The 17275-nt window shown below is 43.4% G+C and carries 17 protein-coding genes and 1 tRNA gene; 6 read left to right on the forward strand and 12 right to left on the reverse strand.

Annotated elements, in window-relative coordinates:
* Positions 1–256 precede the first annotated feature (256 nt).
* The 4 genes from B1L02_RS15160 to B1L02_RS15180 all read right to left on the reverse strand — a co-directional run bounded on the left by B1L02_RS15160 (position 257) and on the right by B1L02_RS15180 (position 4748).
* A complete protein-coding gene (locus tag B1L02_RS15160; RefSeq protein WP_088531706.1) occupies positions 257–766 on the reverse strand; it encodes a DUF3016 domain-containing protein in 510 nt (169 codons plus the stop codon).
* A 1328-nt stretch (positions 767–2094) separates the two neighbouring features.
* On the reverse strand, positions 2095–3741 hold the full coding sequence (gene groL / locus B1L02_RS15170; RefSeq protein WP_088531708.1) for a chaperonin GroEL: 1647 nt from the start codon (positions 3739–3741) through the stop codon (positions 2095–2097).
* Between the two features lie 50 nt (positions 3742–3791).
* Positions 3792–4079 (reverse strand): co-chaperone GroES, encoded by a 288-nt coding sequence (locus tag B1L02_RS15175; RefSeq protein WP_010368755.1) that lies wholly within the window; start codon positions 4077–4079, stop codon positions 3792–3794.
* 156 nt (positions 4080–4235) lie between these two features.
* On the reverse strand, positions 4236–4748 hold the full coding sequence (locus B1L02_RS15180; RefSeq protein WP_088531709.1) for an FxsA family protein: 513 nt from the start codon (positions 4746–4748) through the stop codon (positions 4236–4238).
* A 129-nt stretch (positions 4749–4877) separates the two neighbouring features.
* On the opposite strand from B1L02_RS15180, the gene cutA reads away from it, so the two are divergent.
* The 6 genes from cutA (at position 4878) to B1L02_RS15210 (ending at position 10218) form a co-directional block, all read left to right on the forward strand.
* Complete coding sequence (gene cutA / locus B1L02_RS15185) at positions 4878–5198, forward strand: divalent-cation tolerance protein CutA (protein WP_088531710.1); 321 nt, start codon at positions 4878–4880, stop codon at positions 5196–5198.
* On the forward strand, positions 5198–7024 hold the full coding sequence (locus B1L02_RS15190) for a protein-disulfide reductase DsbD (protein WP_088531711.1): 1827 nt from the start codon (positions 5198–5200) through the stop codon (positions 7022–7024). The genes cutA and B1L02_RS15190 overlap by 1 nt, the downstream gene beginning before the upstream one ends.
* Before the next feature lie 195 nt (positions 7025–7219).
* Entirely contained in the window at positions 7220–7681 is a 462-nt protein-coding gene (gene aroQ / locus B1L02_RS15195) for a type II 3-dehydroquinate dehydratase (RefSeq protein WP_088531712.1), read from the forward strand.
* Between the two features lie 19 nt (positions 7682–7700).
* On the forward strand, positions 7701–8165 hold the full coding sequence (accB, locus tag B1L02_RS15200; RefSeq protein WP_069021388.1) for an acetyl-CoA carboxylase biotin carboxyl carrier protein: 465 nt from the start codon (positions 7701–7703) through the stop codon (positions 8163–8165).
* Between the two features lie 20 nt (positions 8166–8185).
* The gene (gene accC, locus B1L02_RS15205) at positions 8186–9532 is read left to right on the forward strand and encodes an acetyl-CoA carboxylase biotin carboxylase subunit (protein WP_045987969.1); all 1347 of its coding nucleotides are present in this window, start codon (positions 8186–8188) and stop codon (positions 9530–9532) included.
* 609 nt (positions 9533–10141) lie between these two features.
* Positions 10142–10218 (forward strand) — tRNA-Ile (locus B1L02_RS15210).
* Positions 10219–10775: 557 nt separating this feature from the next.
* On the opposite strand, the gene B1L02_RS15220 is transcribed toward B1L02_RS15210, so the two are convergent.
* The 8 genes from B1L02_RS15220 to B1L02_RS15240 all read right to left on the reverse strand — a co-directional run bounded on the left by B1L02_RS15220 (position 10776) and on the right by B1L02_RS15240 (position 17257).
* Positions 10776–11837, reverse strand: coding sequence for a DUF6765 family protein (locus tag B1L02_RS15220; RefSeq protein ID WP_088531713.1), 1062 nt, complete (start codon positions 11835–11837; stop codon positions 10776–10778).
* A gap of 75 nt (positions 11838–11912) precedes the next feature.
* On the reverse strand, positions 11913–12140 hold the full coding sequence (locus B1L02_RS24570; RefSeq protein ID WP_232003096.1) for a hypothetical protein: 228 nt from the start codon (positions 12138–12140) through the stop codon (positions 11913–11915).
* Positions 12141–12157: 17 nt separating this feature from the next.
* Positions 12158–12985 (reverse strand): prohibitin family protein, encoded by an 828-nt coding sequence (locus B1L02_RS15225; protein ID WP_232003097.1) that lies wholly within the window; start codon positions 12983–12985, stop codon positions 12158–12160.
* Complete coding sequence (locus tag B1L02_RS24575; protein ID WP_232003098.1) at positions 12982–13575, reverse strand: ATP-binding cassette domain-containing protein; 594 nt, start codon at positions 13573–13575, stop codon at positions 12982–12984. The genes B1L02_RS15225 and B1L02_RS24575 overlap by 4 nt, the downstream gene beginning before the upstream one ends.
* 155 nt (positions 13576–13730) lie before the next feature.
* Positions 13731–14642 carry an ABC transporter transmembrane domain-containing protein gene (locus B1L02_RS24580; protein ID WP_232003099.1) on the reverse strand — a complete coding sequence of 304 codons (912 nt, stop codon included), beginning with the start codon at positions 14640–14642 and terminating at the stop codon, positions 13731–13733.
* 155 nt (positions 14643–14797) lie between these two features.
* Positions 14798–14977, reverse strand: a complete 180-nt coding sequence (locus tag B1L02_RS23800) for a hypothetical protein (protein ID WP_151201435.1) — start codon at positions 14975–14977, stop codon at positions 14798–14800.
* 77 nt (positions 14978–15054) lie between these two features.
* A complete protein-coding gene (locus tag B1L02_RS15235) occupies positions 15055–15615 on the reverse strand; it encodes a YcjF family protein (protein ID WP_088531714.1) in 561 nt (186 codons plus the stop codon).
* A 265-nt stretch (positions 15616–15880) separates the two neighbouring features.
* Positions 15881–17257 carry a serine hydrolase domain-containing protein gene (locus B1L02_RS15240; protein ID WP_088531715.1) on the reverse strand — a complete coding sequence of 459 codons (1377 nt, stop codon included), beginning with the start codon at positions 17255–17257 and terminating at the stop codon, positions 15881–15883.
* Positions 17258–17275 lie beyond the last annotated feature (18 nt).

The following is a 17275-nucleotide window of genomic DNA, read 5'->3' on the forward strand; positions in this document are numbered from 1 at the left end:
GTTCAGCTTAGGTGCTTATAAAAGCATCCAACCTAAGTACGAAATAAGTAGTGAATTACGATTAGAACTTTTCACAACTCCAAGGAACAGTAACACGTATTTGAGGTAGGCAAAATATTTTGAGGTATAAAACTAAAAATTCCCACAATATAGTACCAGTAGTAGCACTCATCTAACTTACTAATATTCAGCTAAAAGAAGATGAGAATGCCCAATCTCGGCGCTCTCATCAAGGTCACCATAACTGTTGTTCAACTCAACTAGCTTTCTTCATCAAGTCATCTTCAAACCAGTCAGTTAAAAGACGCTTTTCATAATAAAAGGATTCGTCCATGCCTCTTTTTATTCTATCCATGAACGACATATCTTTTAACGTCACGCCATTTTCCTCTGCGATGGTTTTACCAGACTTATCTGTTAACTTATAGCTAATTTCAAAACGGGGGAAATGGATTGGTTTAATCACCCGAATATCAGTGGTACCGTAATGAACATCACCAGCAAGGTCTATCTCATCAAAGGTAATTGCGAGCTTGTAGCCCTCGGGTAATTTAGTCGCTAATTCTTCTAGGTGTTTCTGCAGTTGCTTTTCAACCCGTTTATGAAATGAACCTCGCGTTTCATTACCTGGTTTAACATCGCGATACTCTTTAAAGTCCTTCCAAGTCACAGCGACCTCACCGGCATTGACAAACAAGGGAGTCATAAATAAAGCAAGTATTGCAATTTGTGTTTTCATCTTTGGATCTCCTTCAAACTCTACCATCACCTTACTCCTTCATTGTGCGAAGTAAAGCAAGATCACACCCTTTTACGCAGTGTGACATTTGACTACATTTACATAACCAACCTGAAACTGTACTCAGAAGTCAGTTAGCTAACTGAATGAAAAAACTAAGTTCACCGATACTATTTATTCCACCCTAGAAAAGTGCTTTCTCAAAAGCAATATAGGTTTTCGGGGCTATTAAAAACAAAGTTAAAGCACTCTTAAGGATTCACAATTGCTAGCGTTCAAGTTAGCTTATAATTAGTAAGACCGAAATTAGGGTAAATCGTTCTCAAACGAATGTAATCAAAGCAGGATCTTTACGACTACAAGCAATCGAGTAGTTTCATCTCTATGCTCTTTTATCCCCCCATCAAACCACTGCTACTTACCCTGCATGATAAATCCGACCAATAGAAAAACGTAAACATTTCACATTGATTGTCAGCTACTCTTTTCAATCGTTATCTTATGATTCTCTTTATATAGATTAGTAAGTTCTTTGTAGTTCAAGTTTAATTTATAAAACCCTGAAAAGTAACAATATCTACCATCAATATATTTATAGTAAACCTCAACTTTTCTAATCCAGTCAATAGACTCAAAAGCATAAATAATATCAATCTTTACAAACTCAATTTCACTCATATCTATAGTATTTTCATCTAAAGACAAATGGTCATGAGACAAGCTTACTGTTTTGTATGACTTAAAGGATCGAGTGAGTGAATAAATAAAATATGGGAAGAATAGGGGGTCAAAAAGTAAAGTATCTCTATCTTGCTATGGTCAATAGACTCCGGATTAAAGTGCAGAAATATGCCATACAACGTGAAATACAACGAACTAGCAACCTCAAGGTTCAGCAAGTTTTTTCTCATTTTAAGCATATATTTCCTCTTGTATAAAAGAAGGAGCCCCCTTGTTCACCTACATATTATTAAGGTCCATCACGATTTTTGCAGTAAGCAATAATCTCAATTTACTTGTGATGTTATGGGAAGCGCTTTGCACTAACCACGGATAGCATTGTGACACGAAGCAACTAGATTGGGCCGGGTTTAATGCTATTCATATCGAAAATACGACCACATGTTCCGTCGAGGGCGTGTCTACCTCCTCTAACATGAGGCACTAAAAGAAAGTAATGTAAAACTTTGCAGCGCACTTTTTTCACTCTAAAAACAACACATGGGCGTTAAATCAATACCCCACTTTATACCCCTAAAATGATGGAGCTTTAGCAAATTTCAGACATAAAAAAACCCTAACATCAATGTGTTAGGGTTTTTCTAAAGCGTTTAGTGCTTAGGAAGTGATGTTTATCACATCATACCGCCCATGCCACCCATTCCGCCCATGCCGCCCATATCTGGACCAGCAGCTTCTTCTTTCGGAATTTCAGCAACCATCGCTTCTGTAGTGATCATTAGACCAGCAACCGATGCTGCAAACTGTAGTGCAGAACGCGTTACTTTAGTTGGGTCTAGGATACCCATTTCGATCATGTCGCTGTATTCGCCAGTCGCAGCGTTGTAACCGTAGTTACCTTCGCCTGCTTTAACTGCGTTAACCACAACTGATGCTTCGTCACCTGCGTTTGAAACGATTTGACGAAGTGGTGCTTCCATCGCACGAAGTGCCACTTTGATACCGAGGTTTTGGTCTTCGTTGTCACCTGTTAGCGATTCAAGCTTGCTCGCAACGCGAACTAGCGCAACACCACCACCAGGTACTACACCTTCTTCAACCGCTGCGCGAGTTGCGTGTAGTGCATCTTCTACGCGGTCTTTCTTCTCTTTCATTTCAACTTCGGTTGCTGCGCCAACTTTGATTACTGCAACACCGCCTGCAAGTTTTGCCATGCGCTCTTGTAGTTTCTCTTTGTCGTAGTCAGAAGTTGCTTCTTCGATTTGTGCTTTGATCTGAGATACGCGACCATCGATTGCTTCTTGCTCGCCAGCACCGTCGATGATAGTTGTGTCGTCTTTAGTGATAACCACGCGCTTCGCTGTACCTAGGTCTTCAACCGTAGCTTTCTCAAGCTCAAGGCCAATTTCTTCAGAGATAACTGTACCACCAGTTAGTGTCGCAATATCTTGTAGCATCGCTTTACGACGGTCACCAAAGCCAGGCGCTTTAACCGCTGCAACTTTCACGATACCACGCATGTTGTTTACAACCAGAGTTGCCAGCGCTTCACCTTCAAGGTCTTCAGCAATGATTAGTAGCGGCTTGCTTGTTTTAGCAACTGCTTCTAGTGTAGGTAGAAGTTCACGAATGTTAGAGATTTTCTTGTCTACTAGAAGGATATGTGGGTTATCTAGCTCAACTTGGCCTTTTTCAGCGTTGTTGATAAAGTACGGAGAAAGGTAACCACGGTCAAACTGCATACCTTCAACTACATCTAGTTCGTTCTGTAGTGATTGACCTTCTTCTACAGTGATAACACCAGACTCGCGACCTACTTTTTCCATTGCTTCAGCAATGATGTCACCAATCTCTTTGTCAGAGTTAGCTGAAATCGTACCAACTTGTGCAATCGCTTTAGCGTCTGAACAAGGAACTGAAAGCGTTTTTAGTTCTTCAACTGCAGCGATAACGGCTTTGTCGATACCACGCTTAAGATCCATTGGGTTCATACCCGCAGCAACTGACTTTAGGCCTTCATTCACGATAGCTTGCGCAAGTACTGTTGCAGTGGTTGTACCATCACCCGCTGCGTCATTTGCTTTAGACGCAACTTCTTTAACCATTTGTGCGCCCATGTTCTCGAACTTATCTTCAAGCTCGATCTCTTTCGCAACAGATACACCGTCTTTAGTGATAGTAGGTGCACCGAATGACTTTTCTAAAACAACGTTACGGCCTTTAGGACCTAGTGTTACTTTTACTGCGTCTGCTAGTACGTTTACGCCTTTTAGCATTTTTGTACGAGCGTCACCTGCAAAACGAACTTCTTTAGCTGCCATGTTATAAATTCCTCTTAAATTCTGTTGTCGATTAAACTAAAAAGTATTAATTATTCTACGATGCCTAAGATGTTATCTTCACGCATGATCAGGTACTCTTGACCTTCGATCTTTTCAGTTTTTTCGATGTAAGAGCCGAACAACACTGTGTCGCCAGCTTTTACTTGTAGTGCTTTAGTTTCACCATTGTCCAACACGCGGCCGTTGCCTACTGCAACCACTTCACCACGTGAAGACTTTTCAGCTGCAGAACCAGTTAACACAATGCCGCCAGCTGACTTTGTTTCTTCTTCAAGACGCTTAACAATGACGCGATCATGTAAAGGACGAATGTTCATTTATATAGTTCTCCTAACAGTTTCTGAACAATGACAGAAATAATGCTTTTTTAAGGCGCTGTTACATCCACAGGTTGTGGTTAACACACGCAATTTTAATTGCTTTCATTTATGGGGATGGGCAAATTAAAACCCAAGAGAAAAAACCAAAAAAATTTAGTCTTTTCTTTCGTATTCACCTTCAATCGTTGTTGAAGAATTTCTACCCGATTGATTTTTAAATGGATCTCTAATTTCTTCTTGCTGCTCCGATTGCTCGTCACGTGATTGATTAGCAAACGGTGACTGGCCTGAATGCATGCCTGTTTGCACTCTTACGGTGGCATGAGCTAAAAGCGACTGCGCCAGCTTTTTTCTAACGGCTGGAGTTAACAGTAAAAAACCTAATACATCGGTCATGATCCCAGGCGTCATCAATAGCACGCCGGCAATGATCACACACAAACCGGTAAATAAATCTTGTGCAGGCAATTGCCCACGAGACATCTGTTGCTGTACGTTGACATAAGCGCCAAGACCCTGCTGTTTAACCAGTCTTGCCCCTAAAATAGCGGTACCAATTACAAGCGCAATGGTAGCAAAACCGCCTATCACCTCGCTGACTTGGATCAGCAAAGCAATTTCAATAATCGGAATAGCGATAAATAAAATAAATAAGAATCTAAACATACTTTCTCCAAATCTACGAAAGATAAATATGGGTGCTAAGGTCTTAATTCAAGCGATACAAGTAAGACGCTTTAGAAAAGAGGCGCTATCCGCTAAGATGCCATTACTAACCCTAAAATGGAAATGGCAATGGGCGTAAGATATAAACTCGTCTTATCTACATGCGATTCAGTTGCTGAAGCGCGTAAGATTGCAACGCAACTTGTAGAGCAAAAACTTGCAGCTTGTGTGAACCTAATCCCAGCAGTGGAATCTATTTATGTTTGGGAAGGTCAGGTTGAACATGCACAAGAAACCAAGCTGTTAATCAAGACAAAATCCGAAAAACTAGAGCAAGTAATGGCCGCTATTCGCGACTTACACAGTTATGATGTCCCAGAAATTCAAGTCGTGGATGTCACCAGCGGCAACTTAGCTTATTTCAAATGGATGGACGAGGTATTATTGTAATGCGACTCTTAGTAGTTCTTTTCTCATTGCTGATGTGGTTTCCCGCGCAAGCAAACAATGCGGTGCTAGACAGCTTACTGGCTCCTAAACAACAGACTTTTTTACCAGTAAAAGAAGCATTCAAGTTCGATTTTGACCAGCAAGGCAACACCTTGTTTGTGGGTTGGGACATCGCCGACGGCTATTACTTATATAAGAAGAATCTTCAAATTATCGCCAAGCAAGCCGACATCCAAGTGCCGGAGCTTGAACCAGGAAAGATGATTGAAGATGAGTTTTTTGGTCGCACTGAAGTCTACTTTAATAACTTATCTGTTATCTCTAAGCTCAGTAATATCGAGCAAGGTGCAATCGTAAAAATACGCTATCAAGGCTGCGCCGAAGCTGGACTTTGCTATCCGCCAGAAATTGTTGAAGTGCCGTTAAGCACGATTGCCGGAGAAAAGCCAAAGACCACCTCAACCAAAGCTCCTGAAACAAAAGCACCTGAGACAAAAGCAGAAGTTCAAAGCGAAAGCGCGCCTGTAGATAGCGCTAACTTGTCTTTCACTGAGCAGCTAATGCAGCGCAGCTTGCTTGCGAATATTTTGACGTTCTTTGGCCTCGGTATTGGTCTTGCCTTTACCCCTTGTGTATTCCCGATGTTCCCGATTTTGTCGAGCCTCATAGCTGGTCAACAAGGCCTTTCGACTAAAAAAGCCTTCAGTCTATCTTTTGTCTATGTGCAAGGTATGGCGGTCACTTACGCTGCGCTTGGGTTAGTCGTTGCGTATTTCGGTGGCCAAATTCAAGGCTACTTGCAGCATCCAGCGGTACTTATCAGCTTTAGTATATTGTTCGTCGCACTCGCGCTATCTATGTTTGGGGTTTACGAAATTCGTTTACCTAGCGGCATGATGGATAAACTCACTCAGCTCAGTAACAAACAAAAAGGCGGCAATTACTGGGGCGTATTCATTATGGGTGTGCTTTCTGGACTTATTGCATCGCCTTGCACCACAGCTCCACTTTCTGGCGCGCTATTATTTGTCGCGCAAAGTGGTGATTATGTGGTGGGCGCGGTAACGCTATACGCACTTAGTTTGGGCATGGGCCTACCGCTATTACTGCTAGGTACCTCAGGTGGAAAATTACTGCCAAAAGCCGGTGGCTGGATGGATCAGGTCAAAACGCTATTTGGTTTTGTGATGCTCTTCGTACCGCTTATCCTACTAGAGCGCATACTAGATACGACAGTGATTATCTCACTTGCCGGTGGTCTTGCCGTAGCGACAGCACTCTACTTGCATTATTGGCAAAGCCAATTACAGGCAGGCAAAGGTAAAACCACATTGTGGGGCTTTGCGATCACCTTGTTTATTGTTGGCTTATACGCATTAAAAACAAGCTTGTTTCCAGCACCTACAGCCGTTGTAAGTACCGCAACGACTCAAGCTAAGGTCGTTACAGGAGAGCAGAAGTTTAAGTTACTACCTGACTTAGCCGCGCTTAAAGTCGCCGTTGCAGAAGCAAATGCTAAGGGCAAAGTGCCTATCGTTGATTTATACGCAGAGTGGTGTGTTGCGTGTAAAGAGTTTGAGAAATACACTTTCCCGAAACCTGAAGTACAAGCACAGTTCAAAGATTACGAGCTATTAAAGCTCGACTTGACCAAAGCCAATGACAACACCCAAGAGATCATGGAAGCATTTACGGTGTTTGGTTTACCGACTATTTTAATCTTTGATAGCCAAGGTAATGAGATGCCAACACACCGCATCACAGGCTTTTTAGACGCAAAAGACTTTGCAGCCCACCTAGAAAAGGCCAAGCAGGACGCAAAGTAACCATTTTAGGGGCAAGCTTATTTGCCCCTCTTCCCTTCTGATTAGACCAGTATTTTGCTGCTATTTACCTCGAACTCTCTATAATACTCCACGAAATGGAGAAATATTTGCTATTTGCTGGAATTCGGCTTAAGTTAACAAGCCATACAGTCTAAATTTTTGGCTAATGCTTTAGTTAAAGGAAGTTCGCGTAATATGTCTGCAAAATTAAAGATTTTATTAGTAAACGGCCCTAATTTGAATATGCTAGGTCGCCGTGAGCCGCACAAGTACGGCACGCAGACGCTCAACGAGATTGTTGACGGATTAACTGAATATGCAGAAACACAGCAAGTCAGCTTGTCACACATTCAAAGTAATAGTGAAGCGCAGCTAATCGAGGCTATTCACGCTCAATATGCACAATGCGATGCGATTATCATTAATCCCGCCGCATTTACCCATACGAGCATTGCCCTTCGAGACGCTTTACTCAGTGTGGACATCCCTTTTTATGAAGTACACATCACTAATGTGTACGCCAGAGAGCCATTTCGTCACAAGTCTTATTTTTCTGATGTGGCGGAAGGCGTGATATGTGGATTAGGCGCGTTGGGCTATCGTGCTGCATTTGATGCAGCGTTAGCGCAATTGCGAAAACAAAATAACTCAAATTAACTAACAGGCGGGTCATTGTATGGATATTCGCAAGATCAAAAAACTTATCGAGCTAGTAGAAGAATCAGGTATTGCAGAGCTAGAAATCACTGAAGGTGAAGAGTCAGTACGTATCAATCGCCACAGCAGTGCACCAGTTTATGCACAACCTCAACAATACATGGCAGCTCCAGCGGCACCTGCACCAGCAGCACCAGCGGCGGCTCCTGCAGCAGTAGAAGCAGCCCCAGCAGAAAGCAGCACACCTGCGGGTCATCAAGTTAAGTCTCCTATGGTTGGTACTTTCTACACAGCTTCTTCTCCAACAGCAGCGGCATACGTTGAAGTAGGTTCAAAAGTAAATGTTGGCGACACACTTTGTATCGTTGAAGCCATGAAGATGATGAACCAGATCGAATCAGACAAAGCTGGTGTAGTGAAAGCAATCCTAGTTGAAAACGGTGAGCCAGTAGAATTCGACCAACCGCTATTCATCATCGAATAATTACGCAGAAGGTCAACGTTATGTTAGATAAAGTAGTCATTGCAAACCGAGGTGAAATTGCACTTCGCGTATTGCGTGCCTGCAAGGAGCTAGGTATTAAGACGGTTGCTGTGCACTCAACAGCTGACCGCGACCTAAAACACGTTCTTCTTGCGGATGAAACCATTTGTATCGGAAAACCTGCGGCAAGCGAAAGCTACCTTGATATTCCTCGTATTATCGCAGCAGCAGAAGTCACAGATGCGGTTGCTATTCACCCAGGTTACGGTTTCCTTTCTGAAAATGCCGACTTTGCTGACCAAGTTGAGCAAAGTGGCTTTATCTTTATCGGTCCAAAAGGCGACACTATTCGTCTAATGGGTGATAAAGTGTCGGCAATTGAAGCAATGAGGAAAGCAGGCGTACCTTGCGTGCCAGGTTCTGATGGTCCATTGACTGATGACAACGACCGCAATACGCAGATCGCTAAGCGTATCGGCTACCCAGTTATCATCAAAGCGGCTGGCGGCGGTGGTGGTCGTGGTATGCGCGTCGTTCGCAACGAAAAAGAACTTGCAAACTCTATCGCCTTAACCCAACAAGAAGCGAAGCAGTTCTTCGGTAACGGCATGGTTTACATGGAAAAATTCCTAGAAAACCCACGCCATATCGAAGTACAAGTACTCGCTGACGGTCAGGGCAATGCAATCCACCTAGGTGAGCGCGACTGTTCAATGCAGCGTCGTCACCAAAAAGTAGTGGAAGAAGCACCTGCACCAGGGATCACAGCTGAAATGCGTAAGTACATTGGTGATCGCTGTACTCGTGCGTGTATCGAGATTGGTTATCGCGGCGCAGGTACGTTTGAATTCTTATACGAAAACGGCGAGTTCTACTTCATTGAAATGAATACCCGTATTCAGGTTGAGCACCCAGTCACAGAAATGGTCACTGGCGTAGACTTAATCAAAGAGCAACTTAAGATTGCAGCTGGCCAACCGCTTTCTATCACACAAGAAGACGTGGTGATCCGTGGTCACGCAATCGAGTGCCGTATTAACGCAGAAGATCCAGAGAGCTTTATCCCTTCACCGGGTAAAATTACGCGTTTCCACCCTGCAGGTGGCCTTGGGATCCGTTGGGACAGCCATATTTACGCTGATTACACAGTACCGCCACACTACGACTCAATGATCGGTAAGTTAATCACTTATGGTGAGAACCGTGATGTTGCGATCGCTCGTGCTAAAAACGCACTGAATGAGCTAGTGATTGACGGGATTAAAACCAATACCCCGCTTCACAAGAAGATCTTGTCAGACGAGAACTTCCAAAACGGTGGCACGAATATCCACTACTTAGAGAAAAAACTAGGCATGCATCAATAACCTAATTCGTTCTCCTAAAAGAGGCCGGCCAATTGCCGGCTTCTTTTATCCCATCCCTACTCCCTCTGAATGTTACTGCTTGCTTATCTTGTGTTTGCAGCAAAAATCTAACTCGGATTCTAAGTGACCCTATTTTTTACACTGTAAAACCAGACTAACCCTTACTTCGTCATTTTAACGATCTGCACAGCTCAACACCGTAACCACGATAACATTGGCTTAATATTAAGCAATCAATCCATTCGTTCCGACTTTTTCGCGTTTTAATAGTGACAAGCCTGTTAAAAATTTTTATACTGCCTGCGCTTTCAGTGATTTATCTTTAAACCACTACAGCAAATGGCCCTATAGCTCAGTTGGGTAAACTTTCAAAGAAAGTTTACGTCGAGGAAGCGAGGGGATATTAGCGCAGCGACCCTGAGTGTTGAATCCGAGACCGGAACCAAGCTTCATGGACGAATATAAAGCGCAAAAAACACAAAATGGCCCTATAGCTCAGTTGGGCGAATCAAGACCGAAGCACCGCTTCGCAGCTTGATGAGGTGGAGGCAGGACGCCGACAGGATATTGCTTCATGGATGAATTTAATGAGCACTTACAACACAAAATGGCCCTATAGCTCAGTTGGTTAGAGCGCACGACTCATAATCGTTAGGTCCCTGGTTCGAGTCCAGGTGGGGCCACCATTCTTTTCTTATCCTCCATCTTTTTGGTTCTTTTTAATGACTTACTGAAGTCAATTATCAACACTCAAATCCTATCCGATTGCAAACTATAAACGTATTGGTCCCATGACTCCTAATCACTAAACGACTATGGTTACACTCAATACTCGACTACTTGCGATGCTATTGCCTTGTAGTTCCACTTCTGTTTTGGCTACTCAGGTATTTTATGATCAGGATGGTGCGGGAGAGCATTCGCACTAACAGGGCGAACCTGTTGACTTTATCTCAGCACATGCAGGCACAACTGAGTAATTTCATATGCTCACTGGCGGCTTAGAGGCCAGTTTTATAGTGATGTCTTGAATGTTGTGGGTGAGGCTAAATACAGTGGTTTTTATAAAGTGCTGGTGACAGAATTAATTTGTAAAAACTCGGGTGGTACGACTCGCCTTGTCGAAACTTGGCATATTAACCAAAATTCACAATCCCAAGAGCTTTCTTCCGAGCTATTTTAAACACAAAAATAGTGCAGCCTAGCTGCACTTACTTTACCGCTAGACTCGTCTATCTGAAGCTTAGCTCACACAAATTCCGTATTTGGGTAAAATATCATCAATGACACAGAGGCGATGCTTTTTGGCTGCATCGTGAAAATACTTCCAGTTAGAAGTTAAAAATTCACTGCGGAATGAATAGCTATCGTCGTCACCTTTAGCACGGGTTGTACCTAGCGCTTGGTGTTTCCAAGACCCCTCACCTTTTGCAATGTAAGTTAGGGTATAACTTCCAAGTCCAAACCGGTTAGCTTCAATGGCATCAAGCCACAGTTGATGACGTTCTTCACCATCATCCATATCAAATTCAGCAAAGCATTGCGCTATTTCTTGCTTTAATGACTCACTCAAGCCACTGATAACCTCGCCTCGATAGTCTTGATAGACTTTGCAAAGCTCATCGGCTGCGATTAGAAAATCGCTTGGATTATCTCGCACCACTTTTTCGCCCAATCCGTTGATGTAGCTCCACTGCTGATGAGGCTGATCAGGGTGGGAAAGCGCCTGTCCATGCCCTAAACTTGGAATATCATCTTGAACAACATTTAAAAAGTATTCGCTAATTCGCTCGCGCCAAGTCTCTTCTGCTTCACCATTCAAGTCCGTTATTTCAGTCACTTCATTAACTTTATGCTGTATGCCAGCAAATCCCTGATGGCCCCAAGTATCAATAAAGACATGAGAGGTGATACCAAGGCGGTGCAGTCCATAAGGCCTATGCTTATCTGCAATACACTCAGCGACCATATCTTTTGCTACGTGAGAATGTGGCTTACACACTAGCTTTTGAATAAAGGTGCCCGACGGATTTTGCCCAGCAGGTAAACCGCCATTACCCGGTAGGAAATGAAAAGGTACCCACACTTTCCTGTTCTTTAAGCTGTCTAGGCTTTTATAATCGAGCATCCTGTGGGCGGTTGCGATGCGCTCATAAGCAGCACCGTTATCAAACTTGATGTGACCATAGTTTGTTGCATCGTCTACGTATTGTGCCGCGTAAGCAATAATTTCAGCCTCTTGGTCAGTGAATCCCGCCGCGCGTGCGACCACCCACGTCATGCCATGATGTAAATCAATTTGCATTTTTCGTTGTCCTTCTCTTTTCCTTTATCGCCACAGTGTAGTCCGCGATGCTCAAAATGTAACTATTCCTTACTTTCATTTAGTCGCATTAGGTGTTTGTGGCTCTTGGCTTTGTGGATCCGTAGCATTTGGGTTAACCGAGGCAGGCAAAGCAGATGTGCTGCCCTCCGTATTTAAAATCAATGGTAGACCATCTTTACCACTGCCTATTACCACCACTTTTGCGTTATTAGATTTCGCCAATTCTATGGTTGCTTCTATGCCACGCCATCTTAGGTAGGTTTCAGAGATCCCGCCACTCACCGTTTCTTGAAAGTCGGCTATCCCTGAGCTTCGGTTTTTTTCCGTTCTGCCTCTTTTTTGGCTACTTTTAAACGCATTTTATATTCTTGGTATAAATGCATTTGGTTCACTTTCGCAACGATCGCATTATGTACCCCTTCTGGAATATCAACATGACGAATAAGCATATCGTCTAAATTCACCAAGTTGTGCCCTTGCATTTCGCTTTTTTCTTGTTTGAGTATCGACTTTTCTTTTAGCTGAACTTCTCTCAACACAGTACACAACAGCCGTTCTTGGATCCTTAAGCGCTGATTAGCATAGACCTCTTCAGCAGTATAATCAGAAACAATCATGCGCACCGCTGATGCAACTTCAGGGATCACAATTTCATCAAGATAGTCGGCTCCAACTAACTTGTGTAAATAGGGGATATGTTCCACGACAGGACGGTACCGCACTGTTATTTCCATTTTGATCCTGAGTCCCTCGGAAGTAATGGCGTGGATCTCGGTGGTCGCGGTTTGGAATCGACTCGAATAAATCGTCAACGTATCCCAAGGATAAACCAGCACCGTGCCTTCATAAAATGGATGTTCTACGAATGTACCACCACCAAGGCGCTTCCACAGTACTCCAACTTGACCTGAGTCAACCTTGATAAAAATGACTTTGACCAATGCAACGACAATAAACAGTAAAATAAGTAACGTCACACCTGCACGAAAACGCCAAGACAAAATACGCTTATGCCACTTGGGCTTGTAACGCTTTAACACCCGCATGAGCAAATTAGATAGGATCAGCGCGAGTATCAAGCCGCCGGCGACGAGTAAAGCAAAATCCCCTGAAATATTAATGTTCATGATGGTACTCCATTACTTTCACTGTCGTGGTGTGCTAACAACTGACCTTCCTCCATTTTTAAGTGCACATCGGCCAAATGGAAGTAGGCATCGTCATGGGTGATGGCAATAATGGTGTTACCACGCGCTTTTAAACGAGGTAACACTTGTTCGTAGAATTTTCGCCTAAAGATAGGATCTTGATCTGCCGCCCACTCATCAAAGATGTAAATGGGACGATTTTCTAAAATGGTACTCAAAAGCGCTAAACGCTTTCGCTGACCTGATGATAAATCTATGGTGCTAAAGGCCCCATTTTGAATACCCACTTTGGCGCGCATCTCTAAAAAGTCCAACCATTCGTCGATTTCTTCAGTGCTTAAGTCACGAATACCATAAAGCTGCTGGAACAAATGAAAATCCGCAAAAACAGCTGTGAATAAGCTTCGATATGCAAGGCGATTGTCTTCCGTAACCGCTTTGCCATTCAAAAGGATTTGTCCGCTCTGTAATTCATAAAGGCCAGTCAACATCCGGATAAACGTTGTTTTACCGCTACCGTTACCACCGGTAATAAAAGTAGTTTTTCCTTGTTCAAAGGTGATATCCACCGGCCCCACAGCAAACGGACGATCGCTCGATTTTTTCTGATGTTGATAAAACGCCCCCGCTAAGGTGATGGCATTAAATGAGGTTAGGCTGTCACCAGGCTCAGGTCGTTTAACCTCTTGCTCATCATGGACATTTTTTAAATCGCGCTCCAGAGCTAAAACGTTTTGCGCCGCCTCTGTGGCGGTGGTGAAAACGGGATCCCACCAACAATACTGGTGATAGGGCCGATTAAAAATAGCGATGCGGTGGTGACTTTAATGACAACATCGGTATATACGTCAGAGAGCATAGGAACGATAAACACCATAGCGCCCGTCGCTGCGAAAAAGGTGATTTGCGACAGAATAAAGTCAGTCGCAAACAAGGTTTGGGTTTTGGTTTTTGCACGCCTTGCACGATTCGAATCACGGCGGTACTCATGCTCTAAATCTTCCGCTCTTGGCTCACTGAGCTTGACTTCTTTAAAGCCATCGAGCAAGTCAGATAAGCGTTGAATAAGCTGGTTTTCGCTTTCAAAAGAAATGCGCATGTTGCGCTGGATTTCATTGGCGCGTAAACGGTGAATACTCGCTCCGACCAAAATCAGTGTCGAGACAACCATAAACGCCACAAAAGAGTGCCAGGCAATATAGAGCGATGTGAAAAACACCAAACTGATGGATTGACCAATGATCACAAACAGCTGCGCCGACTGAGATATAGTCTGCAACTCTTTGCTGATGGTATTAAAGATCCGCTCTTTGCCAATTTTCTCTAGCGTTGACAGCTCGGTATGACGAATGCTTTCAAACAGATCGACTCTCAATTTGTCTATAGCGCGCTCCACCATTTGCGCGGCTTTAGTCATCAATCTTTGCTGAGTGAACCCATATATTGCAATCGTCAGTGTAAATAGCACTAAGTAGTAAAGAATATGGTTTTCTTTATTAATATCAGAGATATTGGCTGCTACGTTATTGATAAGCGCAAGCACCAACGCATTGGCCAAACCAGAAATGCACCCCAGTGCAATAAAGGTCCTTTTCTTTATCTGAATATGTCGGCGAATTAATTCGTACAATACCATTGTTATTATCTTTTATTGTTATTGGGCTACCGCCCACGCATGCTACTTAGCATAGTCCCTAAAAACTAAAACTGCCTGTTGGATTTAAATAAATATTTCATTAAAACATTAGGTTATATTTATAAATCTATCAGTTTTACTGGCAATCTAAGGTGTCACTCTTCGTCATTCATCTCTGTGGGCTTGCGCTTTTGCCCAACCAATAAGACTATCAAGCCAACAATGGGCGTAAACACCAACGAAATTAAAAAGAAGCCCACGGGTCCTGCAAAAGTGTTACGTCCCCAGTAGCCAGTTAAAATGCATAACACTAAATATAAAGCGACAAGCATCATTTTCTCCAAGTTGTTGATAAATTCGGTACAAAGAATAAACCAGCAGTTGCCTGCCGGTTTATGTCTGCCAGTATCGGTTATACTGTGGCTTTTTCCGCTGTAGCTGTTGCGTCCGCATTCCCTTTATTTGCACGATACTTAGCTGCAATGTCTGCGATATCCCCTTTCATACTTGCTAGATTCAGGTCTATCAGCGTGCCGCCATTTTCAAAGTGTCGAACAAAAGTTGCGCCTACTGCGTGTGTTGATGCCGCAGACACAACTGGCATAAATGCGATTGCGCTTAGCGTGCCGATGACAGGAACCGCCTTCAAAAAGCTGCTTAGTCCCGCGCCCCCTAAGGTTTGTGGAAAAGAGCCGCCGATCAATGCGCTCACTGTGCCACGCAGCTTGTTGTCACCATATGATTGACCATAGACTTTTGCTACTTCGCCTATCATCTTCATTTGGATCCCTGTCAACGCCACTAAATCAACCGCAGGAACGGGAATAAACCCAGAGCCAAACGACCATTTTGTGTATTTGTCGACAATCAGCTGAGCAACGGCTGCTCTGTCTTCATCAGCAACAAGTTGTGATTCCTGTTGTTCTGGAGCTTCGCTCGCCTTGTCATCCTTCGCTGTTTTTGTCACTGCCATAATTCATCCTCATGATTTATTTAAACAGTTGTCGAACCCATCAAGCACCATATTGGTACTTGCCCTAGTACCCAAAATCAAACAAGCTGCACTTATTTAACTCTGAGCTTTACCGCCTTCATCCATGATGAAGAAGTAAACCTAAGAACAACCAAGGATTTGCACAGTGTCACAAATACAACTGAGCGAAACGTTGCCACCTACTGCTGGCGTTCTATTAATTTGTTTAACCGAGCGCGACAGCTCGGTGCTTTTCCGTACCGCGTTATGCCTGATTCAAGTCTTGCTGACATTGCTCAGTACGGTGTTTATCACTATAGAAGATAATGTTGCGGATCTCCTTGGCAATACAATCTGACTCAATCCCCTCTTTCACATAGTTGCTAAACACCATAATGCTTTGGTCTCGTTCCAGTAAGCGAGTAAAACTGGTCACCCATGAATAGGGGTAACTACCTGAGTATTGTAAGAATTTTTCATACATTCTGAGATTTGCATCGGCTGGGTTTTCGGGGCAATTCGCCACTTTGCCGTACTGGTTTGGGTCGACATAAGTCACAAACCAGCCGTAGCCATAGTATTCACACTCTTCGCTGCTACCGGTGTTAGAGTAGGGAGCAAAGGCCGCTAGTTTCTGGGTATCGTTTAAGATTTGAGTGCCATACAAGCCTTGATCCCATTTATGCATGTCTTCCACTGTGGAATACAAATCTCCAGCCGAATACAGCACCAAAGGGTTGCTATATGGATTCACTAAAATATCTTCGTAAGGTGCAGGTCCGCCAGTTGCTGGTGGACGACCATTAGCAAGCGATAAGTATTGGTTTTGATTATAGATATAACCTGTGGTCATATTTGAATAGACACCAATCGCACTGTAAGAGCCGCTGTCCGTCATACTAAGCGGGTTTAGAATTTGCTCTTGAACGATATTGGCAAACCAATGCTCACGACCAATATTGCCTTGTTTGCCAGCCGCTAACTGCTCGATGATATTACCGATAAGATAGTAGTTACAGTTGCTGTATTCATACTTACTACCTGGTGTAAATGACGGTGTGCCACTTTGCCCCGCTTCGGTACCACAAGTACAAAAGCGGTTACTAAAATCTTCCGGACCGTTAAGGTCTAGATTTGCGTTGTACAAATAAGGCCGCCAGCCGTAGTTATCGTACACGGCTTCGTTGTCGCTGTAGTTATTGATCCCAGACGACATGGTAAGCAAGTGATGTAGCGACACATCCGCACATTGGTTATCTGGGTACCAAGGCAAGTGATCGCCAATGGTTTCCTGTCGTAAATCCTTACCATCTAACATCTTCATTAAAATAGCGGCCGAAAACGCTTTGGTATTGGAGCCGATGCGATATTTGGACTTAACGCTGTTATCAACATCATACTGCATGTTCTGTGGTCCGCAGTTGGACTGATACACCACTTTATCTACTGAAGTGATATAAACCGTGCCAAAGAATAGGTTGGCATCGCAATATTCATTCACCACCGCCTCTATCATTTCTAATTGATTAGGCATAATCGTGTGATTATCTGCAATGCTCTTTTTCTGCAAACAAGAAGCCAGTGCTAAGGTGATGCAAAATAGCATCATCATTCTTAGCCGTAGTTGTATTAGCCATTTCATTTTTTCATTCCTTACATT

The organism is Pseudoalteromonas piscicida, assembly GCF_002208135.1.
GTDB classification, from domain to species: domain Bacteria; phylum Pseudomonadota; class Gammaproteobacteria; order Enterobacterales; family Alteromonadaceae; genus Pseudoalteromonas; species Pseudoalteromonas piscicida_A.